The following is a 21,056-nucleotide window of genomic DNA, read 5'->3' as shown; positions in this document are numbered from 1 at the left end:
ATGGATCAGGCTGTCAACGCCGCGGGGCTCGCCGCACCGAGCGCGAATTTGTCGCTATTGGGCTTGTTTTTGCAGGCGAGCTTCGTCGTGCAGTTCGTCATGCTGCTGCTGCTGGCCGCCAGCATCTGGGTGTGGGCGATCATCATCGAAAAAACCATCACCATCCGCAGGGTCAACCGCGACGCCACCGCGTTCGAGGACAAATTCTGGTCCGGCCGCAGCCTCGATGAACTCTACGAACAGGAAGGCTCCGAGCCCGGCCACCCGATGGCCGCGGTGTTCGGCGCGGCCATGGGCGAATGGCGCCGCTCCTCGCGCGTCGCCGGCGCCGATATCGTGCGCTCGAGCGTGAACGAACGGGTCGATCGCGCCATGGGTGTCACCACCATGCGCGAAATGGAACGGCTCGAACGCCACATGGTCTTCCTCGCCTCGATCGGCGCGGTGGCACCGTTCGTCGGTCTGTTCGGCACCGTCTGGGGCATCATGCACTCCTTCGCCGCCATCGCCGCCATGCACAACACCAACCTCGCCGTCGTCGCCCCCGGCATCGCCGAAGCGCTGTTCGCCACCGCGATCGGCCTGGTCGCCGCCATCCCGGCCGTGCTCGCCTATAACAAGCTCTCGACCGACCTTTCCCGCGTCGCCGCCCGCCTCGAAGCGTTCGGCGCCGAATTCAGCGCCATCCTGTCGCGCCAAGCCGAAGAGCGCGCATAATGGCCGGCGGTCTGCTCGACAACAAACGCGGTAACCGGCGCAGCCGCTACCGCCCGATGGCGGAAATCAACGTCACGCCGCTGGTCGACGTGATGCTGGTGCTGCTGATCGTGTTCATGATCACCGCCCCCCTCATCACCTCCGGCGTGTCGGTCAATTTGCCGCACGCCAACGCCAAACCGGTCAATACCGACGCAACCCCCATCACCATCACCGTTAATGCCGCCGGCGATGTCTACCTGCAGAACTCCAAGGTCGCCCTCGATAATCTGGTCGCCACGCTGCAACAAATCGCCAAAAACAATACCGACCGCCGCATCTTCGTGCGCGGCGATACCAGCGTGCCCTACGGCACCATGCTGAAAGTGATGGCCACAATCACCAACGGCGGGTTCGACAAAGTCGCCCTCCTCGCCCAACAACCCACCCCGTCCGCACACTGATCCGGGGTCGGCTATGGAGTTGAGGGACATGAGCAGGAACAAGGCCGGGGGGCGCTGCCCCCTGGACCCCCGCCAGGAACTGAGTTCCTGGACCTCCATAGTTTTAGCAGGGGGATGGCGCGCCCCTGCTCTGGAAGCGCCCGTGCCCGTGAGCGCCATCCCCCTGCCAAAACTCCGGGGGTCTGGGGCCTCAGGCCCCAGCGGGGTCCAGGGGCAGAGCCCCTGGCCTTCTTCCCACCCATACCCCCCACCCCAGAGCTGACCATGGACCGGGGTTTACGGCGTGGGGCGATCGTGTCGGGGCTGGTGCATCTGGCCGTGATTCTATTGGCGATCGTAGTGTTGCCGACCGAGCATTTGCAGGCACCGGCGACGGCGGCGGTCGATGTCACGATCATTGGTCCGCATGTGCCGCAGCAGGCTTTGCACAAGGGCAAGGTGCCGGCACCGGCCGATACCAAGCGGGTTCACAAGGCGCATCTGACCAAGGAAAAGCCGAAAGACCAGCCGAAGATCGCCCCACCCCCGCCACCGCCGCCACCACCGCCGGCCCCGCATGCGCAGCCGAAGCTGCCGCGCCCGCCCGCGCCGGCGCCACCGCCGCCGCCGCCGACGCGGGCGCCGACGCCGTTGCCGACCCCACCGCCCCCGCCGCCGCATCCGCCGCAGAAGAAAACCGAGGTCAAGCCAGCCAAGAAGCTGCCCTTGCCGCCCAAAAAGCAGCCACCGACGCCCGCGCAGAAAAGCCCGACCAGCCAGAAGCATGTGGTCAAGACGCCGGCGCCGATGAGCCAATCGGTGCTGAACACGATTGCCAAGCTGCGTTCGCTGGAAAAGCAGAAAAAAGCGCCGACCGCGAAGTATAATCCGCGCCAGGGCGGCGCACCGCAGGGTGGCGGCACCAAAATGAGCACGGCGAATTCCGGCCTATCGGCCGCGCAGCGCAACGCGATCGGCTCGGAGGTTCAGCCCTGCTGGGGCATCGATGCCGGGGCACCCGGCGTTGCCAGTTTCAGTGTGCTGTTGCAGGTGGTGACCGATGCTTCGGGCGTGGTGCGCGAAGCCGAGGTTGCACCGGCCGATCAGGGCAAGCTGGGCGATCCCGTGTTCAGCGCATTCGCCCAACGGGCTGTCGATGCGGTGAAAAACTATCAATGTGCCAAACTGCCGCTGCCGCCCTATATGCTCGGCTCGGTTCACACGTTCATTTTCCGGTTCACGCCGTAACTTCGCCGAAATTACAGGACAGAGGTCATCGATGACAACAAATCGCTCCATTCCTGCGCCCCATCCGCGTGTGCCCAACACGCTGGTCGAACGCCTGCCGCCGCTGTCGCGTCGCCTGATGCTCGGTGCCGGTGCGGCCGGGTTGATCCTGCCGGGGTTGGCACGGGCGCAGAGTGCGCCGGCCGGTGCGGGTTCCGCCGGCAATGGCCCGGGTGACGCCATCAACGTATCCGGCGCACATAACGCGCCGATCCCGATTGCGCTGCCGCCGTTCACCAACGCAAGCGCCGGGGCATCGGAGCTCGGCGACCAGATCGCGCAGGTGATCACATCGGACCTCGATCATTGCGGCTTGTTCCGCTCGATCGATGCGAACAGTTTCGTGCCGAATTCGGTGGCCAATGGTGTGCCGGTCTGGGCGAACTGGAGCATTCTGGGTGCCCAGGCGCTGGTGACCGGCAGCGTAACCGACCAGGGCGGCGGCCAGGTGCGGGTGGAATACCGGCTGTGGGGCGTGTCGCAGCAAAAGCAGTTGCAGGGCACCGCCTACACCACCGCTTCGGGTAACTGGCGGCGGATCGCGCATATCATCGCCGACGATATCTATCAGCAGATGATCGGTGAGAAGGGCTATTTCGACACCAGGGTTGCCTATATCTCGGTCTCCGGCCCGCCGACCGGGCCGACCAGGCGCATGGCGATCATGGATTACGATGGTGCCAACACGCGATTCCTGACCTCGGGTCGTTCGATGGCCCTGTCGCCGCAGTTCAATCCGACACGCCAGCAGGTGGCGTTCGTGAGTTTCGAGAACAACAATCCGCGGGTATTCCTGTTCGATCTGCAGACCGGCGCGCGCAGCGTGGTCGGCAATTTCGGCGATATGAGTTTCGGCCCGCGCTTCAGCCCCGATGGGTCGGCGCTGCTAGTGTCGGTCTCGCGCGGCGGTGGTGCGATGATCGTGAAATACGATCTGGCCAGCCACAGCCAGACGCCGTTGACCGATGCCAATTCGATCAACGTGACGCCATGCTACAGCCCGGACGGCAGCAAGATCGTGTTCAACTCGGACCGCGATGGCTCGGGCGACCAGCAATTGTTCGTCATGGGTGCCGATGGTTCGAACGTGCAGCGGATTTCCTACGGCAGCGGCCGTTATGCCGAGCCGGACTGGTCGCCGCGCGGCGATCTGATCGCGTTCACCCGCCTGGGTTCGGGCGGCTTCGGCATCGGCGTGATGAAGCCGGATGGCTCGGGCGAGCGCATCCTCTCGCAAGGCTATCTCGAGGAAGGCTCCACCTTCTGCCCGAACGGCCGCGTGATCATGTTCTATCGTCAAACGCCGCTCCGGGTCGGCAACGTGTCTCATCTGGTCACGATCGGCACGGACGGTTTCAACGAGCGCATTACGCCGACGCCGACCAACGCGACCGACCCGTCCTGGGGTCCGCTGCTGTCGTGAACCGGCGCATCATTTCGCCCCGGTGATTGGTATCGGATTGCGCCGATAGGCCGAAAGGCCGCGCCCCGCCATCCCACCCGGCGGGGCCGCACCGCCCGGTGCGGCGATCGGCAAGATCTGCGGGTGGCCGTGCAGCCCAGCAAATGCGAACCCGCCGACGCCGAACTGGCGCAGCGCGATCGCGCCCGGGGCCGGTTTCACGTCCGTTTTCGCCGGTTGCGGAATGCTCGCCATCCCCGCCGCGACCGGCAGCAGCACCGGCGCCGGCCCTCCCTGACCATGCCAGACCGCCAGCACTTTCTGCTCATAGGGCAACCCGAGCGCGGGTGTTTCGGAATGATACGCGCCAACCGCTGGATTCCACCCACCCAACCGGGTTTTCAGCCGCCGCAGAAATTGCGCGCCGTACAGCGCGTTCGAGGCTGGATCGAAGGCCTGAGCAAGTGTGGCAAAAGCGGTCGGATGATGCTCCAGATTGATCTGCATGCAGCCGATGTCGAGCGAAGCGATGCCCTGGTTTTCAAAATCCTGCGCCGCCGCCACCGCCTGCGCCTCGGTCGCATAGGTATGGCCGGTGCCGTTGGCATCGATTGTCCAGGGCCAAGGCGCCACCTGCCCGGTCTGCCGATCGCGCCGACCGGATTCCACCGTGGCAATGGCGTTCAGCAACCCCGCCGGTGTATGGGCAACGCCCTGCGCGAGATTGAGCGCTGCGGCGCATAACGCCGACGGATCGCCGATCGGCCCCAGCGGCGGCACGATACCCGCGGGCAACGCCCACGCAACCACCGGCACGGCCAGTACGCTTGCGAGCCAAACAACAGCGATCACGGCGGCGCGTCTGCAATCCATATCAGGCAGTATCGAGCCCGATGATTAAAATTTAGTAAAATTCTGGTCGAAAATACGCCACCATGCGTCGATTGCTGCCAAACGAACCGGATTGTTGCCGAATGAGCGATGCTGCACTGCAAAAAAGTTCTTGCATCATTCTGCTCGCCTGGATATAAACGTCTCAGCAACACGGCGATCAGTTCGCTTTGTTTGCTTTCTTGGACGTTTCCTCCCTAAACTTGGCGGCACGAAAGTGCCGCCCTTTTTTTTGACCTGGAAAGAAATCATTCAAAGCGGCACGACCGATCGCTCGGCGGCTTTGCTTCACGGCCGGCACGCTCTACAATACCTTGCGCGCAAAAGCGCCCTACCCCAAGGAGTGGCCGATGCTCAACACCAGCCCCGATTTCAAGGAAAACGTTCGCCACGCCATGGCGGATGCCGGGCTGCAAAAGGCGCTCGACCGTGCCAAAAAACCCTTCGCCCTGTCGCGCGCCAACGCCGTCGCCGGCCTGCCGGAGTTCGAAGCCCTGCGCGAAACCGCCAAGGGTATCAAGAACCACACCATCGCCCATCTCGATTACTACCTCGAAGCCTTCACCAGCCAGGTCGAATCCAAGGGCGGCCAGGTGCATTGGTGCCGCACCGCCGAGGATGCGCGCAACGCCGTGCTCGGCATCTGCCAGCGCGTCGGCGCGCGCACCGCGACCAAGGGCAAGTCCATGATCTCCGAGGAAATTGGGCTCAACGATTTTCTCGCCGAACAGGGCATCGAGCCGATCGAGACCGATCTTGGCGAATACATCCTGCAACTGCGCAACGAGGCGCCCAGCCACATCATCGGCCCGGCGTTTCACCTCAACCGCGAGGATTGGGAGGAAAGCTTCCGCGCTGCCCACACCCATCTGCCGGCCGACCGGGTCTTCGCCGAAAAACGCGACATCCAGGCCGAGGCCCGTGCCGTGCTGCGCGAAAAATTCCTCGCCGCCGATGTCGGCATCACCGGTGCCAATTTCCTGATCGCCGAGACCGGCACCTCGATCATCGTGACCAACGAAGGCAACGGCGACCTCACTCAAACCCTGCCGCGCGTGCATATCGTGCTGGCCTCGCTGGAAAAAGTTGTCCCGACCATCGAGGATACGCTCTCCCTGCTGCGGGTGCTGGCCCGCTCGGCAACCGGTCAGGAATTCTCGGTCTACACCACGTTTTCCACCGGCCCGAAGCGCCCGGGCGACCTCGACGGGCCGGAGGAATACCACGTCGTCCTGCTCGACAACGGCCGCTCCAACATGGTCGGCTCCGAGTTCCAGGACATGCTGCGCTGCATCCGCTGCTCCGCCTGCATGAACCATTGCCCGGTCTATCTCACGGTCGGCGGTCACGCCTATGGCTCGATGTATTCCGGCCCGATGGGCAGCGTGCTGACCCCGGCGATTTTCGGCGCCGACCAAGCGCATCTGCTGCCCAGCGCCTCGACCTTCTGCGGCAAATGCGAGAGCGTCTGCCCGATGAAAATCCCTCTCACCGGCATGATGCGCCATTGGCGCGAGCGCGCGTTCGAGCGCAATCTGTCGCCGGCCACCGGCCGCTACGGCATCGGCATCTGGGGATTTTTCGCCCGCCGGCCCGCGCTTTACCGCGCCGTCACGCGCATCGCCTCCTGGAGCCTCGGCCTCGCCGGGCGTAAACGCGGCTCGTTCCGCTCCCTGCCGCTCGCCGGCGCCTGGACCAAGGACCGCGACATGCCCGCCCCCGAAGGCGAGACGTTTTTTGCCCGCTATGCCAGGGAGCAGCGCAGCCGATGAACGCTACCTCGAACGACCAGCGCGCCGCCATCCTCGCCGCCATCCGCCGCGGCCTCGGCCGCGGTGCCCTGCCGGCCGACCAGTCGATGATGCTGCAAGCCCGCCTCGCCGCCCACCCCCGCCAGATCATACCCGCCCGCGTCGCGCTCGATCATGCCGGGCTGATCGATCTGTTCGTCGCCAACGCCACGCGTGAGTTTGCAACGATCGATCATATCCAGGACCGGACCGCCCTGCCCGAAGCCATCGCGACCTACCTCCGCGCCCAGAACCTGCCGATGGAACTCGCCATCGCGCCGCACCCGACGCTGGAGCACATCGACTGGTCGGCCAACACCCTGCTGACCACGCGCTTCGGCCGTGCCGCGGCGAGCGACATGGTCTCCGTCCAGGCCGGATTCGCCGGCATCGCGGAAACCGGCACCCTCATGCTGCCCTCCGGCGCCGGCACGCCGACCACGCTGAACCTGCTGCCCGATACCGAAATCGTCGTGCTCGACACCACCGACATCGTCGGCCCCTACGAGGACGCGTTCGACCGTCTGCGCCAGGCGGGTGCGATGCCCCGCAATGTCATGCTGGTCACCGGCCCGTCGCGCTCGGCCGATATCGAGCGCACCCTGGAACTCGGCGCGCACGGGCCGCGGCGGCTGCACATCGTCCTGGTGGGAGCCGATCATCAGCGAGACGAGTAAGCGCTTCTTTTTGTAAAAAGAAGCAAAAACTTTTTTAGTTGAGTCATGGGAATCAGGGCGAAAATCATTCCTGCGGCTGATCTGGAAGCCTGGGCGCGCTATCTGCGCCATGTCGCTCCCCTGCCCGGCGTGCGCGTGCCCGTGTTGCCCGAACCCGCACCAATACCCCGCCCGCTCGCCGCACCAACCAAGCCGGAACCGCCGGCACCGCCACCCCCACGACCGAAATCCGCAGCGCACCGCCGCGCCGCCCTGTCGATCGGCACCGCCCCGCCCGGGCTCGACCGCGCCACCTGGTCACGCTTCCGCGCCGGCAAAATCGCCCCCGAACGCGTGCTCGACCTGCACGGCATGACCAAGCCGAACGCCCATATCGCCGTCATGGCGCTGATCGCCGGTGCTTCGGCGCAGGGCATGCGCTGTGTCGAAATCGTCACCGGCCACGGCCGGCGCGCCGGCGGCGAAGGTGTGCTCCGCCGCGAAGTGCCGTTCTGGCTCAACGATGCGCCGCTGCACGCCATGATCCTCGCGGTCTGCCACCCCCACGCCGCCAATGAAGGGGCGCTGCGCGTGCTGCTCCGCCGCCGTCGCGAATGACGCCGTTCGGCGCAAAACTCCGCCAACTCCGCGCCGACCGCCACATCACCCTGCGGGCAATGGCCACCGCACTCGATATCTCGCCCGCCTATCTCTCAGCACTCGAACACGGCCGCCGCGGCGCGCCCTCGCCAGGGCTGATCCATCAGATCTGCGAACAATTCGACCTGATCTGGGACGACGCGCACGACCTCGCCGACCTCGCGCGCCTGTCGAAACCCAAACCGAAACTCGACAGCGCCGGCCTCACCCCCGAACAAACCGCGCTCGCCAACCGCTTCGCCCGGCAACTCCGCCATCTGCCGACCGCAACCGTCACCGCCATCGATGATCTGTTGCGCGCCGCTGATGCCGGTCCCCGGCCGCGGGCGGCGGATGCCAGCACAAGGCCGCGCACGCCACGCAAACCGCTCAGTTGATCGCGGCGAACGCCGCAATCGTCTCCTCGATATCAGCCGCCGACACATCGAGATGCGTGCACAGCCGCAGCCGCGTGCGTCCCATCACCGAGACCATGATACCATGCGCCCGCAACGACTCCGCCCACGCACCCGGCGTTCTGCCGCTGGTCGCGACATCCGCATAGACCAGATTGGTCTCCGGCGGCTCGATCACGAGCCCCGCCACCCCGGCCAGCCCTTCGGCCAGTCGCTTGGCGTTGGCATGATCTTCGGCCAGCCGATCGACATGATGATCGAGCGCGTAAAGGCACCCGGCCGCGCAAATCCCCGCCTGACGCAGCGACCCACCGAGCCGCTGCTTCCAGTGCCAGGCCCGGTCGATCGTCGCGGCCGAGCCCGCCAGCACGGCACCCAGCGGCGCGCCGAGCCCCTTGGTGAAATCGATCCACACCGTATCGAACGGCGCCGCATAATCGGCGGCCGCAACACCGGAGGCGACCACGGCGTTCATCAGCCGCGCGCCATCCATATGCGTCGCCATGCCAGCCTCATGCGCGATACCGGCGAGTTCCTGCAAAGTCGCCAACGGCCACACCGCCCCGCCGCCCAAATTCGACGTCTGTTCGATCTCCAGCAGCGTCTGCGGCGCCGCATAGCGCGATACCCCCCGCAGGCTGGCCCGCAGCTCATCGGCGCTGAAAAAGCCGCGCGCCCCCGGCAACCCATGCACCCGCGCTCCCGCCAAAGCCCAGGGCGCACCACCCTCCGCCTCGATGATATGGGCCGATTCATGGGCGATGATCTCATCACCCGGCCGGCAATGGGTCAGAATGGCAATCGAATTGCACATCGCCCCCGACGGCAGAAAAATCGCCGCCTCCTTGCCGAGCAGCCGCGCCACCCGCGCGCACAGCGCATTGATCGTCGGATCGAGCCCCAACTGCTCGTCGCCGACCTCGGCATTCAGCATCGCCTCGCGCATCGCCCGCGTCGGGCGGGTCTGGGTATCGGAATAGAGGTTGATCCGCAGGGGCGGCGCATCGGGGTTGGGGGGAATCGGGGCGTACATTTGAGTCCTTTGAGAAGAAGTCAGGGTTCTTTTTTGTAAAAAAGAACCAAAAAACTTTTATTCGTTGGTGTGTGCCGGTTTGGGGAGGTTGCTCTTTTCAGAGAAGATCAGCCTCAGACCTTCACTTCCTGCCTCTGCGCGAGTTGCGGCGCGCCATAGATTGTGCGCGCCCTGGTCAGGAACGCCGCGACCATCCGCCGCACCGCCTCCGCAAACACCGCGCCGATCGCCTTTTGCAGAATAAAGCTGCGAAACTCGAAATCGACATAGAAATCGATCATCGTGCCGCGCGGATCGGCGATGAACCGCCATTCATTGCGCAGATATTTGAACGGCCCGTTCTCATAATGCACATGAATCCGCTCCGGCGCCTCGAGCGTGACGCGCGAGGTGAAACTCTCCCGGAACGGCCCGAACCCGATCGTCAGATCGGCCACCAGATCATTGCCGATATGCGAGCGCACCCGCGCGCCAACGCACCACGGCAGAAACTGCGGATATTTGCCGACATCGGCAACCAGTTCGAACATCTGGTCCGGCCGATACGGCACGAGTTTGCGCTCGGAATACTTCGGCATCGTCAGGCCACCAGTTTCGCCGCACGCGCCGCCCGCAACGAAGCGAAGTCCGCATCGGCATGGTAGGACGATCGGGTCAGCGGCGTCGCCGAAACCATCAGAAACCCTTTCGCACGCGCCATGGCGGCCAATTCCGCGAATTCATCGGGCGGCACGAACCGGTCTACCGCAGCATGCTTAACGGTTGGTTGCAGATATTGCCCGATCGTGAGGAAATCGACGTCGGCGATCCGCAGATCATCCATCACCTGACCGATCTCAGCCTTGGTCTCGCCCAGCCCCACCATCAGGCCCGATTTGGTGAACATGCCGGCATCGAGCTGCTTGACCCGATCGAGCAGCCGCAGCGACTGGAAATACCGCGCGCCGGGCCGGATGGTCGGGTACAGGCGCGGCACGGTCTCCAGATTGTGATTGAACACATCCGGCTGCGCCATCGTCACGGTCTCGATCGCACCCGGCTTGCGTAGAAAATCGGGCGTCAGAATTTCGATCGTGGTCGCCGGCGTCGCGGCACGGATCGCGCCGATCACCGCGGCAAAATGCGCCGCACCGCCATCCGCCAGATCATCCCGATCGACCGAGGTGATCACCACATGCCGCAGCCCGAGCTTGGCAACCGCGGCGGCAACGCGCTCAGGCTCATCGGCCGCCAGCGGGTTGGGATGACCGGTCGACACATTGCAGAACGCGCAGGCCCGGGTGCAGATCTCGCCCATGATCATCATGGTCGCATGGCGCTGGGACCAGCATTCGCCGATGTTCGGGCAGGCGGCTTCCTCGCACACCGTCACCAGCCCGCTTGCGCGCATCAGGTTGCGGGTTTCGAGATAGATCGGGTGCGTCGGCGCCTTTACCCTGATCCAGGCGGGTTTGCGCTGGATCGGATTGTCGCTCCGGTGCTGCTTTTCCGGGTGCCTGACCCGGTGATCTATTTCGGTACGCATCATGCGGTCAGAAGTGGATGACCTGACCATAGGCGTCAAGCACCGATTCATGCATCGCTTCACTGACGGTAGGGTGGGGGAAGACCGTATGCATCAGATCGGATTCGGTCGTCTCCAACTGCCGCGCGATGACATAGCCCTGGATCATCTCGGTCACCTCGGCGCCGGCCATGTGCGCGCCGAGCATTTCGCCGGTTTCAGCGTCAAAAATCGTCTTGATGATGCCCTCGGGCTCGCCCATCGCAATCGCTTTGCCATTGCCGATGAACGGGAACCGACCGACCTTGATTTTCCGGCCGGACTCCTTCGCCTTCGCCTCGGTCATGCCCACCGACGCAACCTGCGGACGGCAATAGGTGCAGCCCGGTATATTGCCGGTCTCGAATTCGTGCGGATTGAGCCCCGCGATTTTCTCGATGCAGATGATCCCCTCGTGGCTGGCCTTGTGGGCAAGCCAGGGCGGCCCGGTCAGGTCGCCGATCGCGTAAATGCCGTTAACCCCGGTCCGGCCGAACCCATCGACCACCACATGCGTGCGCTCGATCTTCACACCCGCCGCCTCGAGCCCGAGGTTTTCGAAATTACCGACGATGCCGATCGCCGAAATCGCGCGATCCGCCGTGATCCGGTGCTCCTTGCCGCCGGATTCGATGGTCACGGTAATGCTGTCCTTGCCCTTTTCGGCGCTCTTGAACACCGCCCCGGTCAGCAGTTTCATGCCCTGTTTTTCGAACTGTTTGTGCATGAACGCCGAGATTTCCTCATCCTCGACCGGCAGAATCCGCGGCAGGGCTTCGATCACCGTCACCTCCGCCCCCATGTTGCGGTAGAAACTGGCGAATTCGATGCCGATCGCACCAGACCCGATCACCACCAGCGATTTCGGCATCATGTCCGGCACCATCGCCTCGCGATAGGACCAGATGAATTTGCCATCCGGCTCCAGACCGGGCAGCACGCGGGCCCGCGCGCCGGTTGCGAAGATAATGTGGTTCGCAGTCAGCGTGACGACGGGCTTGCCGTCTTTCTCGACCTTGAGCGTGCGGACCCCGGCGAGGGCACCAGTGCCGTCGAACACAGTGATCTTGTTCTTTTTCATCAGATGCGCGACGCCGGACGACAATTGCTTGGCGACACCGCGCGAGCGCTTGACGACTTTGGCGAGATCGAAGCTGATATTATCCGCCGCAAACCCGAACTCGCCGAGATTATGCAGCAAATGGTTGATTTCCGATGAACGCAGCAATGCCTTGGTCGGGATACAGCCCCAGTTGAGGCAGATGCCGCCCAAATTCTCACGCTCGACCAGCGCGGTCTTCATGCCAAGCTGGGTCGCGCGGATGGCGGTGACGTAACCGCCCGGCCCGCCGCCGACCACGACGACATCGAAATTCTGATCAGCCATGTTTGGTCTCCTGCTTGGCCAGGGCTTTGAGCGCCTCGCCTTTGACGCGATAGCGCGTCCATTCATCGAGCGGTTCGGCACCGAGGGATTTGTAGAACGCAATCGCCGGTTCGTTCCAATCGAGCACCTGCCACTCGAGCCGCGCACAATCCCGCCGGATCGCCTCCGCCGCGAGAGATTGCAGCAGCGCCTTGCCGATTCCCCGGCCGCGCGCTTCGGGCTTGACGAACAAATCCTCGAGATAAATCCCGGCCTTGCCCGTCCAGGTCGAAAAACTGGTGAAATAGAGCGCGAAGCCGAGAAGTTCTTCATCTTCGGCAACGATGGCGTGGGCGAGCGGCTTGTCGCCGAACAGCGCCGCGTGCAGCATCGGCGCGGTCATGTCCACGGCATTCGGCGCGCGTTCATAAACTGCGAGGTCGTGCACCAGAGCGAGCACGGCGTCGGTATCGGCGGGCGTGGCGTCGCGGAGAGTAAAATTAGGCATCAGGACGGGAAGGCTTCTTTTTGAAAAAAGAAGCAAAAACTTTCATTAATCTGGTCCGGAGACGCTCGATCGCCACAGCCTACGACCCAACTCAAAAAAGTTTTTTGGTTCTTTTTTTCAAAAAAGAACATCTTTTCTTATCCCTACAGCATCAGACTAAGCGGCGCCTCGACGATCGCCTTGAACGCCGCGAGGAACTCCGCGCCGATCGCGCCATCGACCACGCGATGATCGCATGACAATGTCACCGTCATCACGGTGGCGATCGCCAGCTCCGACCCGCGCACGACGGGGCGTTTTTCCCCGGCGCCGATCGCGATGATCGCCCCTTGCGGTGGGTTGATGATCGCGGAAAAGCTGGTGATGCCGAACATGCCGAGGTTCGAAATAGAGAACGAGCCGCCCTGGAATTCCTCGGGTTTCAGCTTGCCGGATTTCGCCCGGGCGGCGAGGTCTTTCATCTCGTTGCTGATCGCGGCCAGGCCCTTCTGGTCGGCCTTGCGGATGATCGGCGTGATCAACCCATCCGGAATCGCGACCGCCACCGAAATATCCACGTCGTGATAGCGGATCATCGCATCATCGGTGAAGCTGGCGTTGGCTGCGGGCACGCGGCGCAGCGCGATGGAGCTGGCCTTGATGATCAGATCGTTGACCGAGAGTTTAAACGCGCCAGCGCCATCCTTGGGCGACTGGGCATTGAGGTCGGCGCGCAGTTTCAGCAGCGCATCGAGTTCGACATCCATCGACAGATAGAAATGCGGAATCGTCTGCTTGGCGGCCTGGAGCCGCTTGGCGATCACCTTGCGCATCGAGGAATGCGGCACCGCATCGTGCGGCGCGGTGATCTCGGCGGGTTTCGGTGCCAGTGAGGCAACCGGTGCCGCGACCGGCGCCGCGGCCGCTTGCGGCACACCCGCCGGGGCGGCGGGCGTCTGGCCGCGCGCCGCATCGATATCGGCCTTGACGATGCGCCCGTTCGGCCCGGACCCTGTAATGCCCGCCAGATTGAGCCCCGCCTGCTGCGCCATGCGGCGCGCCAGCGGTGAGGCAAAAATACGCGCGCCATGATCGCTGGTATCGTGTCCGTTCGCCTTGGGTTCGCCGCGCGGCGCCGGGGCCGGCGTCGCTTCGACGGCGGCTTTGGGTACAGGTGTGGGCACCGCTGCCGCGCTCGGCACCGCCTCACCAGCATCGACCAACACGGCGATCGGCGCGTTCACCGCCACACCTTCGGTGCCCGCCGCGACCAGGATCTTGCCAAGCACGCCCTCATCGACCGCCTCGACCTCCATGGTCGCCTTGTCGGTCTCGATCTCGGCAATGACATCGCCGGATTTGATGGTGTCACCCTCTTGTTTCAGCCATTTCGCGAGGGTGCCCTCGGTCATGGTGGGTGATAGAGCCGGCATCAGGATGTTGGTGGCCATGGCAGCGCTCCCGGTTCAGAACAGTTTTTTCACGGCATCGACCACCCAGTTCGGCTGGGGCAACGCCAGTTTTTCCAGATTGGCGGCATAGGGCATCGGCACATCGAGGCCGGAAACCCGGGTCGGCGGCGCATCCAGCCAGTCGAACGCGTGCTCGGTGATCTGCATGGCAATCTCCGCGCCGATACCGGCGAACGGCCAGCCTTCCTCGACACTGACGACCCGGCTGGTCTTCTTCACCGAGGCCACGATGGTCTCGATATCGAGCGGGCGAATCGTCCGCAGATTGATCACCTCGGCCGAAATCCCCTGCTGGTCGAGCAGCTCGGCGGCTTTCAGCGCAACATCGACCATCAGCGAAAACGCAACGATGGTGACGTCCTCACCCGCGCGCTCGATTTTGGCGCGGCCGATCGGCAGGATGAAATCATCATCGGTCGGCACCTCGAACTTATGCCCGTACAGAATCTCGTTCTCGAGAAAGATCACCGGGTTCGGATCACGGATCGCCGCCCGCAGCAACCCCTTGGCATCGGCTGCCGAATACGGTGCGACGACCTTCAACCCCGGGCAATGCGCGTACCACGAGGCATAGCATTGGCTGTGCTGCGCCGCGACGCGTGCCGCCGCACCATTGGGCCCACGAAACACGATCGGGCAGCCCATCTGCCCACCCGACATATACAGCGTCTTGGCCGCCGAATTGATGATCTGATCGATCGCCTGCATCGCGAAATTGAACGTCATGAATTCGACGATCGGCTTGAGGCCGGACATCGCCGCCCCCACCGCCATGCCGGTGAACCCGTGCTCGGTGATCGGCGTATCGATCACGCGCTTCTCGCCGAACTCATCGAGCAGACCCTGGCTGATCTTGTAGGCGCCCTGATACTGCGCCACCTCCTCACCCATCAGAAACACATCGCTATCGCGGCGCATCTCGGCGGCCATCGCATCGCGCAACGCCTCGCGCACGGTCAGCTCGCTGGTCGGGCCCCAATCTTTCTCGCTGTCCGGCACCGGCGCCGCCTTCGGCGCGGATCTGGCATCCGCTCTCGCCTCAATTTTCGCCTCAACCTTCGGCGACTCGGCCTTGACCTGCGGCGCCGCCACGCTCTCGCCCCTGGTGCCGAGCACCGCAATCGGCGCATTCACCGGCACGTTGTCGGTACCCTCCGGCACCAGGATTTTCAGCAACTCACCCTCATCGACCGCCTCGACCTCCATGGTCGCCTTGTCGGTTTCGATCTCGGCCAGCACATCGCCGGATTTCACCGTATCCCCGATCTTCTTCAGCCATTTGGCCAGCTTGCCTTCGGTCATCGTCGGGCTCAGCGCCGGCATCAGAACGTCCGTGCTCATCGCTTACGCCTCCACCAGAATATCGGTCCACAACTCGGATTCATCAGGCTCCGGGCTCTCCTGCGCGAAATCCGCCGCTTGCTGAATCCGCTTCTTGATCTCGTCATCGATCGTCTTGAGCTGATCCTCGGCAACACCCAGCGCCTCGAGCCCCTTGCGCGCCAGATCGATGCAATCATGCTCGGTGCGCATCTTCTGCACCTCCTCGCGCGTCCGATACTTCGCCGGGTCCGACATCGAATGACCGCGATACCGATACGTCTTCATCTCCAGCAGATACGGCCCGTTGCCGGCGCGGCAATGCGCCACCGCCTGCTCCGCCGCCGCCTTCACCGCCATCACGTCCATGCCGTCCACCTGCATGCCCGGAATATGCCACGGCGCGCCGTTCTGGCTCAGATCGCGCGAGGCCGATGCCCGCTCGACGCTGGTGCCCATGCCGTAGCGATTGTTCTCGATGATGAAAACCACCGGCAGCTTCATCAGCGCCGCCAGATTGAAACTCTCGAACACCTGGCCCTGGTTCGACGCACCCTCGCCGAAATAGGCCAAAGTCACCCGGTCGTTGCCGCGATAATGATTGGCGAACGCCAGCCCCGCGCCCAGCGAAACCTGCGCGCCGACAATGCCATGGCCGCCGTAGAAACCCTTTTCCTTGGAAAACATGTGCATCGAGCCGCCCTTGCCGTGCGAATACCCGCCCGCGCGCCCGGTCAGCTCCGCCATCACACCCTTGGGGTCCATGTCGCACGCAATCATGTGCCCATGGTCGCGATACGAGGTGATCACCTGGTCGCCCGGCTCCAGCGCCAGCTGCATGCCGGTCACCACCGCCTCCTGGCCAATATACAAATGACAGAAACCGCCGATCAGCCCCATGCCGTAAAGCTGACCGGCCTTTTCCTCGAACCGGCGGATCAGCAGCATTTTGGAATAAGCGGCCAGCAATTCATCACGATCGAGCGCGGGAGCCGCCTTGCCGGCGCGCTTGCGCACCGCCGACGATGTTTTGGTGATCGATTTCGCCTGGCTTGCCGCCATATCCCCCTCCATCAAATCAACGGGCAACTAAACTCGTCCCTCAATCGTCGCAACCGTGCCGATTGGCAAGCGTGTCACGAAAAAAACATCGATTGTGCAATGCAATACGCATGTTAACCGAAAATCAGTTAACGTCTTACCCGCCGTTCAAACGAACGACCGCGAGCCCCCTCAAGCCAACGCCCCACCGCACTCGTGCGCCCCACCTATGCACCACACACGACGCCGCTCACGGCTTCGCGGTCGATGCCGTGGCCGGCGGAGCGGGCGCCTGCGCACCACCTGCAACAGGTGCCGCCGTCCCCGGCGGCAACGGCTTCAACGGCACCGACAAATCATCCGGATTGGCCAGGTTCAAAACCGATCGCGATTGAGCATTCAACATGTCCCGGTCGATCGCATGATGCCGCAACGCATCCACCCGCGCCTGCCACCGATCCCGCCGCGCCTGCACACCCGCCAACGTCGCCTGGTCACGCACCAACAACCCCTGATCCTGCCGCTGCGCCGTAATCCCGCGCGACCCCTTGATCGCATTGAACACAAAATACCCCGTCACGATCAGTAACAATAACGGTATGATCACCGCCCTGACACGCCGCTTCACAAAAACCGCCCGCTCATCACAAAAAATCACCCAACCCCAATACAACCCAACAATGCCGCCCCGCCCCACCCCTCCGCAAGACCCCATAGTCATGGGATCGTCAGATCAATGGGGATGGGTGCCTGGCCTGGAGCAAGCAAGGCGGGGGGCTTTCCCTCCGGAGCCATTCCATCGATGAAGAGCATCGCTGGAACCTTCGGCTCCTCCGCCCCCTCGACCCCCACTAAGGGCTTAGCCCTTAGAACCCGCTAGTTTTAGGCAAGGGGAGGGCGACCCAGGCCAGATCAGCGGAAAGTCTGAGGCAGCGCCCTCCCCTTGCCTAAAACTAATGGATTTTAAAGGCTCCGCCTTTAACGGGGTCCAGGGGCAGAGCCCCTGGCCTTCCTTGCGCCACGCCAATCTCCCACCTCCATCGATCTCCCATCCCATGATCATGAAATTTTGGTCAGCCGTATTTCGCCCGAATTGCGGCCGCTCCTTTGCCATGATGCGTAACTATATCCGTCCATAGCTTAACGAGGAGTTTTGATCATGAACCGCAAACCGAACCGTCAGGGCCAGACCATCCGGCGCATTCTGGTTCTGGCTGGCCTGGCCGGTGCCGTGGGGCTTGCCACAGCCGGCACTGCGTTTGCCGATCCGCCATGGCAGCATGATGGTGGCGACCATGGCCGGCCCGGCTGGCATCACCGCGGTGATGATGACTGGCGTGGCGGCTATCGGGGCCCGCGCGGCTACTACCCGCCGCCGCCGCCGGTCTATTACGCACCGCCGCCCCCGCCGCCGCCGCCGGTTTATTATGCGCCGCCGCCGCCCGCCTATTACGGCCCGCCATCGCTGTCCTTCGGCATCAATGTGCCGATCGGCCGTTGATCACAGGCGTTCGGGCGGTCCATCAGCCCGAACGCAGCATCAACCCCCGATAACATCGACCGCGGTCAGCCCCTTGGCCAGAACCGCGATCAGATCGGCCGGCGCCAGCGCGATGCAACCGGCAGTCGGCCGATAATCCGGCCGCGCCGCGTGCAGAAAAATCGCCGAACCCCGGCCGCGGATCACCGGCGCATCGTTCCACCCCAGCACGCCGATCACATCGTACAGCGCATCCTCGCGCCACAATGCCTCATGCCGCGCCGCGTGCGGCAGCCGGATCATCCGGTTGTAATCCGCGTGATGCGGATCATCGCACCAGCCATCGCTGCGCGCGATCGGCTCGGTCGGCACCGCGCAGCGCGGCAAGGCCACCCGATCGGCCCGATACAGCACCCGCCGCAGCGCCAACCGCCCGCCGGGGGTGCCGCTATCGCCTTCCTCCTTGTGCCGCACGATGCCCCGCGCCCCGATCGACGCCTGAAACCGCTCCGGCCCCAACCATAAGTATCCATCGCCCCGGACCGAGGCGATGTGCAGCTCCACCTTATTCAAACAAATGCCCCATGCGCGCGGCCTTGGTGGCCAGATAGCCATCATTGACGCCGTTGGGTGCGATGATATGTGCCACCCGCTCGACGATCTCGACACCGCACGCCATCAGACCAGCGGTTTTATCCGGATTGTTGGTCAATAGCCGAATACGATGCAGCCCCAGCGATTCGAGCATCGCCGCCGCGATATGAAAATTGCGCTCATCCGCCTGCCAGCCGAGCGCGCGGTTGGCATCGACCGTATCCAGCCCGCGGTCCTGCAGCGTATAGGCCCGCAGCTTGTTGATCAGCCCGATACCCCTGCCCTCCTGCGCCAGATACAGCACAACCCCCGCACCTTCATCCGCCATCCGCTTGATCGCGCCCCTTAACTGAGGCCCGCAATCGCAGCGCAGCGAACCGAGCAGATCGCCGGTGAAACACTCGGAATGGATGCGCACCAGCGGTGCCGGCTGGCTGGCCGGATCCCCCACCAGGATCGCCATGTGCTCGATCCCCTGATCGAGCGCGCGAAACGCGATCAACCGCGCATCCGGCGCATCGGCGAGCGGTATCGCCACCTCGGCAACGCGGTGAAGGGTTGCTGCCAGTTCGGTCGGATACGCCAGCAGATCCGCCGCGGGCACCACCAGCAACCCCGCACCCAGCGGCAGCGATGCCCAGCCAGCCCGCACCGGGGCCACGACCATCGCCGGCAGCAACCGCGCGAGCTTACCCAGCGCGAGCGCCGCCGCCGCCTGGCCCGGTACGACCGTGCGATTGAAGCGCGGCAGTATCTGTTCAAGCGTCGGGTCCGCCGCCCGGCGCAGCGTGGCGGCATCGATCAGCGGCCGCGCGAGCGCCAGCGCGACCGCCACCCCCGGTTCGGCAATCGCCACGCCCAGCACCGCCTCCGCGCGCGCGGGCGCCAACAGCAGGCTCGCCGGCCCGGCCGCCAGCCGATCGATCAAATTCAACCCCTCGGCCCCCACGGTCTCGGCGGGGGCGACAATCAACGGCTGCGGCCCGGCAATGATCACCGGCACACCGCGCCGGCTGTCGGCAACCGCCCGATGCACCGCCCTGGTGCGGGGAGCACCCATCGTATCGGTGCGGGGAGCACCCATCGTATCCGTGCGAGGCGCACCCATCGTATCCGTGAGAAGCGCGCTCACGGTATCCTTGCGGGAAACGCCACCGGCGTCGCGATCAGGCGTAACGGAGGGCAACAGGGTCATGGCAATTCATTCATCTTGTCCCAATATCCATAAAGGGCGGGTGATCTATGGCATACACGGTTCTTATGTATATGGATGTGAGCGGCCAAATCGGCCAGAGGGCGCATCGCCGGGTGTGCAACGAACAGGCATCATCTGCTGTGGGCCCATGCGTGCGTCAAACCGTGCCCTGCGACAGCAAATCGCCGTGATCGGCCCCGCAAGGGTGGCGTGAAGCGGCGGCAGCGGTTATCGCGGCAGGCACATCGACTGGTCGAACTGAGTTTTTCGAGGAACCGAGCCATGACGAGCCATCACCCCATCCTGATTGTCGACGATGATCGGGCCTTGCGCACCACGCTGAGCGAACAATTGCGGGCCGATAACGAGTTCACCCCGACCGAGGCAGGCACGATCGCCGAAGCCGAGGCGATCCTCGCCAAAGCCGACCAGCGGTTCGACGCCATCATCCTCGATGTCGGCCTGCCGGACGGCGACGGCCGCAGCTTCTGCGCCGGGCTCCGCAAATCGGGCATGAAAATCCCGATCATCATGCTGACCGGCTCGGCCGAAGAGCAGGACGTGGTCCGCGGCCTCGATTCCGGCGCCAACGACTATGTCGCGAAGCCCTTCCGCCTCGCCGAACTGCTCGCCCGCCTGCGCGCCCATCTGCGCAATTTCGAAAGCAGCGAGGACGCGGTGCTGCAGATCGGCCCCTACACCTTCCACCCGGCGATGAAACTGCTGCACGAACCGATCAAGAACCGCCGCATCCGCCTGACCGACAAGGAAGCGGCAATCCTGAAATACCTCTACCGCGCCGGCGGCAAATCGGTCGGCCGGCAGATCCTCCTGAACGAAGTCTGGGGCTACAACGCCGCGGTCACCACCCACACGCTCGAAACCCACGTCTACCGCCTACGCCAGAAAATCGAACCCGAACCCAACCAGGCCCGTCTGCTGATCACCGAAGGCGGCGGCTACCGCCTCAGCCAGGAAGCCACCGAACCGGTCGGCTGAGCCAGGTTTGGCGTGGCGTTGGCGCTTTGCTATACCAACGTCACGTCTCCGTAGCTCAGCAGGATAGAGCACAGGATTCCTAATCCTGGGGTCGTGGGTTCAAATCCCGCCGGGGACGCCAATCTTTACAATGACTTATACCAGCCGCCGAATTTTCTGACTCTCTGGGGATTCCCCCGACTCGGTGAATTGTGATTCGATGTTTCCCGTTAAGGAACCTCTGAACAGCGCAATTTTTCCCTTTCGTTCGTTCGTAGGACGGATGGTAGGCCGGTAGCGGCTGTGTTGGGCTGCCTGACGTCCGAA

The 21,056-nt window shown here is 64.0% G+C and carries 22 protein-coding genes and 1 tRNA gene; 11 read left to right on the top strand and 12 right to left on the bottom strand.

Going from position 1 to position 21,056, the window contains the following annotated elements:
• The 4 genes from tolQ to tolB all read left to right on the top strand — a co-directional run bounded on the left by tolQ (position 1) and on the right by tolB (position 3,849).
• Positions 1 to 717 carry a protein TolQ gene (gene tolQ, locus B7X49_RS04365; RefSeq protein WP_029312720.1) on the top strand — a complete coding sequence of 239 codons (717 nt, stop codon included), beginning with the start codon at positions 1 to 3 and terminating at the stop codon, positions 715 to 717.
• Positions 717 to 1,160, top strand: coding sequence for a protein TolR (gene tolR, locus B7X49_RS04360; RefSeq protein ID WP_029312721.1), 444 nt, complete (start codon positions 717 to 719; stop codon positions 1,158 to 1,160). Before tolQ ends, tolR begins: the two co-directional genes overlap by 1 nt.
• Before the next feature lie 264 nt (positions 1,161 to 1,424).
• Positions 1,425 to 2,387 (top strand): hypothetical protein, encoded by a 963-nt coding sequence (locus B7X49_RS04355; RefSeq protein ID WP_286702876.1) that lies wholly within the window; start codon positions 1,425 to 1,427, stop codon positions 2,385 to 2,387.
• Positions 2,388 to 2,418: 31 nt separating this feature from the next.
• Positions 2,419 to 3,849, top strand: a complete 1,431-nt coding sequence (gene tolB / locus B7X49_RS04350) for a Tol-Pal system beta propeller repeat protein TolB (RefSeq protein ID WP_286702877.1) — start codon at positions 2,419 to 2,421, stop codon at positions 3,847 to 3,849.
• 9 nt (positions 3,850 to 3,858) lie between these two features.
• Here tolB and B7X49_RS04345 read toward each other — a convergent pair whose 3' ends face one another.
• Positions 3,859 to 4,680, bottom strand: coding sequence for a lytic transglycosylase domain-containing protein (locus tag B7X49_RS04345; protein ID WP_286702878.1), 822 nt, complete (start codon positions 4,678 to 4,680; stop codon positions 3,859 to 3,861).
• A 389-nt stretch (positions 4,681 to 5,069) separates the two neighbouring features.
• On the opposite strand from B7X49_RS04345, the gene B7X49_RS04340 reads away from it, so the two are divergent.
• Genes B7X49_RS04340 through B7X49_RS04325 form a run of 4 tightly spaced genes read left to right on the top strand, consistent with a single transcriptional unit; the run spans position 5,070 to position 8,202 of the window.
• Complete coding sequence (locus B7X49_RS04340; RefSeq protein ID WP_286702879.1) at positions 5,070 to 6,491, top strand: lactate utilization protein B; 1,422 nt, start codon at positions 5,070 to 5,072, stop codon at positions 6,489 to 6,491.
• Positions 6,488 to 7,186, top strand: coding sequence for a lactate utilization protein (locus B7X49_RS04335; RefSeq protein ID WP_286702880.1), 699 nt, complete (start codon positions 6,488 to 6,490; stop codon positions 7,184 to 7,186). Before B7X49_RS04340 ends, B7X49_RS04335 begins: the two co-directional genes overlap by 4 nt.
• Before the next feature lie 45 nt (positions 7,187 to 7,231).
• Positions 7,232 to 7,783, top strand: coding sequence for a Smr/MutS family protein (locus B7X49_RS04330; RefSeq protein ID WP_286702881.1), 552 nt, complete (start codon positions 7,232 to 7,234; stop codon positions 7,781 to 7,783).
• A complete protein-coding gene (locus B7X49_RS04325; protein ID WP_286702882.1) occupies positions 7,780 to 8,202 on the top strand; it encodes a helix-turn-helix domain-containing protein in 423 nt (140 codons plus the stop codon). The genes B7X49_RS04330 and B7X49_RS04325 overlap by 4 nt, the downstream gene beginning before the upstream one ends.
• On the opposite strand, the gene B7X49_RS04320 is transcribed toward B7X49_RS04325, so the two are convergent.
• The 9 genes from B7X49_RS04320 to B7X49_RS04280 all read right to left on the bottom strand — a co-directional run bounded on the left by B7X49_RS04320 (position 8,195) and on the right by B7X49_RS04280 (position 17,062).
• On the bottom strand, positions 8,195 to 9,253 hold the full coding sequence (locus tag B7X49_RS04320; RefSeq protein ID WP_286702883.1) for a low specificity L-threonine aldolase: 1,059 nt from the start codon (positions 9,251 to 9,253) through the stop codon (positions 8,195 to 8,197). The genes B7X49_RS04325 and B7X49_RS04320 overlap by 8 nt on opposite strands.
• Positions 9,254 to 9,366: 113 nt before the next feature.
• Positions 9,367 to 9,831: a type II toxin-antitoxin system RatA family toxin gene (locus tag B7X49_RS04315; protein ID WP_029312730.1), complete on the bottom strand. Its 465-nt coding sequence runs from the start codon at positions 9,829 to 9,831 to the stop codon at positions 9,367 to 9,369.
• Between the two features lie 2 nt (positions 9,832 to 9,833).
• A complete protein-coding gene (lipA, locus tag B7X49_RS04310; RefSeq protein WP_286702892.1) occupies positions 9,834 to 10,778 on the bottom strand; it encodes a lipoyl synthase in 945 nt (314 codons plus the stop codon).
• Positions 10,779 to 10,785: 7 nt separating this feature from the next.
• Positions 10,786 to 12,183: a dihydrolipoyl dehydrogenase gene (gene lpdA, locus B7X49_RS04305; protein WP_286702884.1), complete on the bottom strand. Its 1,398-nt coding sequence runs from the start codon at positions 12,181 to 12,183 to the stop codon at positions 10,786 to 10,788.
• Positions 12,176 to 12,670, bottom strand: coding sequence for a GNAT family N-acetyltransferase (locus tag B7X49_RS04300; RefSeq protein ID WP_286702885.1), 495 nt, complete (start codon positions 12,668 to 12,670; stop codon positions 12,176 to 12,178). The genes lpdA and B7X49_RS04300 overlap by 8 nt, the downstream gene beginning before the upstream one ends.
• Before the next feature lie 143 nt (positions 12,671 to 12,813).
• On the bottom strand, positions 12,814 to 14,100 hold the full coding sequence (locus tag B7X49_RS04295; protein ID WP_286702886.1) for a pyruvate dehydrogenase complex dihydrolipoamide acetyltransferase: 1,287 nt from the start codon (positions 14,098 to 14,100) through the stop codon (positions 12,814 to 12,816).
• A gap of 15 nt (positions 14,101 to 14,115) precedes the next feature.
• Positions 14,116 to 15,462: a pyruvate dehydrogenase complex E1 component subunit beta gene (locus B7X49_RS04290; protein ID WP_286702887.1), complete on the bottom strand. Its 1,347-nt coding sequence runs from the start codon at positions 15,460 to 15,462 to the stop codon at positions 14,116 to 14,118.
• A 3-nt stretch (positions 15,463 to 15,465) separates the two neighbouring features.
• Positions 15,466 to 16,503 carry a pyruvate dehydrogenase (acetyl-transferring) E1 component subunit alpha gene (pdhA, locus tag B7X49_RS04285; protein WP_286702888.1) on the bottom strand — a complete coding sequence of 346 codons (1,038 nt, stop codon included), beginning with the start codon at positions 16,501 to 16,503 and terminating at the stop codon, positions 15,466 to 15,468.
• Positions 16,504 to 16,732: 229 nt separating this feature from the next.
• Positions 16,733 to 17,062 carry a septum formation initiator family protein gene (locus B7X49_RS04280; RefSeq protein ID WP_286702889.1) on the bottom strand — a complete coding sequence of 110 codons (330 nt, stop codon included), beginning with the start codon at positions 17,060 to 17,062 and terminating at the stop codon, positions 16,733 to 16,735.
• A 579-nt stretch (positions 17,063 to 17,641) separates the two neighbouring features.
• Between B7X49_RS04280 and B7X49_RS04275 the strand changes: the two genes are divergently transcribed.
• A complete protein-coding gene (locus B7X49_RS04275) occupies positions 17,642 to 17,983 on the top strand; it encodes a hypothetical protein (RefSeq protein ID WP_245594150.1) in 342 nt (113 codons plus the stop codon).
• A 39-nt stretch (positions 17,984 to 18,022) separates the two neighbouring features.
• On the opposite strand, the gene B7X49_RS04270 is transcribed toward B7X49_RS04275, so the two are convergent.
• A complete protein-coding gene (locus B7X49_RS04270) occupies positions 18,023 to 18,526 on the bottom strand; it encodes a L,D-transpeptidase (RefSeq protein ID WP_286702893.1) in 504 nt (167 codons plus the stop codon).
• A 1-nt stretch (position 18,527) separates the two neighbouring features.
• A complete protein-coding gene (gene ribA / locus B7X49_RS04265; protein ID WP_286702894.1) occupies positions 18,528 to 19,640 on the bottom strand; it encodes a GTP cyclohydrolase II in 1,113 nt (370 codons plus the stop codon).
• 393 nt (positions 19,641 to 20,033) lie between these two features.
• On the opposite strand from ribA, the gene B7X49_RS04260 reads away from it, so the two are divergent.
• Both B7X49_RS04260 and B7X49_RS04255 read left to right on the top strand, forming a co-directional pair.
• Positions 20,034 to 20,750: a response regulator transcription factor gene (locus B7X49_RS04260; RefSeq protein ID WP_286702890.1), complete on the top strand. Its 717-nt coding sequence runs from the start codon at positions 20,034 to 20,036 to the stop codon at positions 20,748 to 20,750.
• A 44-nt stretch (positions 20,751 to 20,794) separates the two neighbouring features.
• A tRNA-Arg gene (locus B7X49_RS04255) sits at positions 20,795 to 20,871 on the top strand.
• Positions 20,872 to 21,056: the final 185 nt, after the last annotated feature.

Origin of the sequence: Acidiphilium sp. 34-64-41 (assembly GCF_002282635.1) — a bacterium.
Taxonomy (GTDB): domain Bacteria; phylum Pseudomonadota; class Alphaproteobacteria; order Acetobacterales; family Acetobacteraceae; genus Acidiphilium; species Acidiphilium rubrum.
Note: the sequence above shows the minus strand (reverse complement) of the source record. Positions and strands in the feature narration are given on the sequence as shown.

Bases quoted from the DNA above. Each gene is read 5' to 3' on its own strand.
- tolQ (WP_029312720.1), top strand. From the start codon at position 1: ATGGATCAGGCTGTCAACGCCGCGGGGCTCGCCGCACCGAGCGCGAAT.
- tolR (WP_029312721.1), top strand. From the start codon at position 717: ATGGCCGGCGGTCTGCTCGACAACAAACGCGGTAACCGGCGCAGCCGC.
- B7X49_RS04355 (WP_286702876.1), top strand. From the start codon at position 1,425: ATGGACCGGGGTTTACGGCGTGGGGCGATCGTGTCGGGGCTGGTGCAT.
- tolB (WP_286702877.1), top strand. From the start codon at position 2,419: ATGACAACAAATCGCTCCATTCCTGCGCCCCATCCGCGTGTGCCCAAC.
- B7X49_RS04340 (WP_286702879.1), top strand. From the start codon at position 5,070: ATGCTCAACACCAGCCCCGATTTCAAGGAAAACGTTCGCCACGCCATG.
- B7X49_RS04335 (WP_286702880.1), top strand. From the start codon at position 6,488: ATGAACGCTACCTCGAACGACCAGCGCGCCGCCATCCTCGCCGCCATC.
- B7X49_RS04330 (WP_286702881.1), top strand. From the start codon at position 7,232: ATGGGAATCAGGGCGAAAATCATTCCTGCGGCTGATCTGGAAGCCTGG.
- B7X49_RS04325 (WP_286702882.1), top strand. From the start codon at position 7,780: ATGACGCCGTTCGGCGCAAAACTCCGCCAACTCCGCGCCGACCGCCAC.
- B7X49_RS04320 (WP_286702883.1), bottom strand. From the start codon at position 9,253: ATGTACGCCCCGATTCCCCCCAACCCCGATGCGCCGCCCCTGCGGATC.
- B7X49_RS04315 (WP_029312730.1), bottom strand. From the start codon at position 9,831: ATGCCGAAGTATTCCGAGCGCAAACTCGTGCCGTATCGGCCGGACCAG.
- lipA (WP_286702892.1), bottom strand. From the start codon at position 10,778: ATGCGTACCGAAATAGATCACCGGGTCAGGCACCCGGAAAAGCAGCAC.
- lpdA (WP_286702884.1), bottom strand. From the start codon at position 12,183: ATGGCTGATCAGAATTTCGATGTCGTCGTGGTCGGCGGCGGGCCGGGC.
- B7X49_RS04300 (WP_286702885.1), bottom strand. From the start codon at position 12,670: ATGCCTAATTTTACTCTCCGCGACGCCACGCCCGCCGATACCGACGCC.
- B7X49_RS04295 (WP_286702886.1), bottom strand. From the start codon at position 14,100: ATGGCCACCAACATCCTGATGCCGGCTCTATCACCCACCATGACCGAG.
- B7X49_RS04290 (WP_286702887.1), bottom strand. From the start codon at position 15,462: ATGAGCACGGACGTTCTGATGCCGGCGCTGAGCCCGACGATGACCGAA.
- pdhA (WP_286702888.1), bottom strand. From the start codon at position 16,503: ATGGCGGCAAGCCAGGCGAAATCGATCACCAAAACATCGTCGGCGGTG.
- B7X49_RS04275 (WP_245594150.1), top strand. From the start codon at position 17,642: ATGAACCGCAAACCGAACCGTCAGGGCCAGACCATCCGGCGCATTCTG.
- ribA (WP_286702894.1), bottom strand. From the start codon at position 19,640: ATGGGTGCTCCCCGCACCGATACGATGGGTGCTCCCCGCACCAGGGCG.
- B7X49_RS04260 (WP_286702890.1), top strand. From the start codon at position 20,034: ATGACGAGCCATCACCCCATCCTGATTGTCGACGATGATCGGGCCTTG.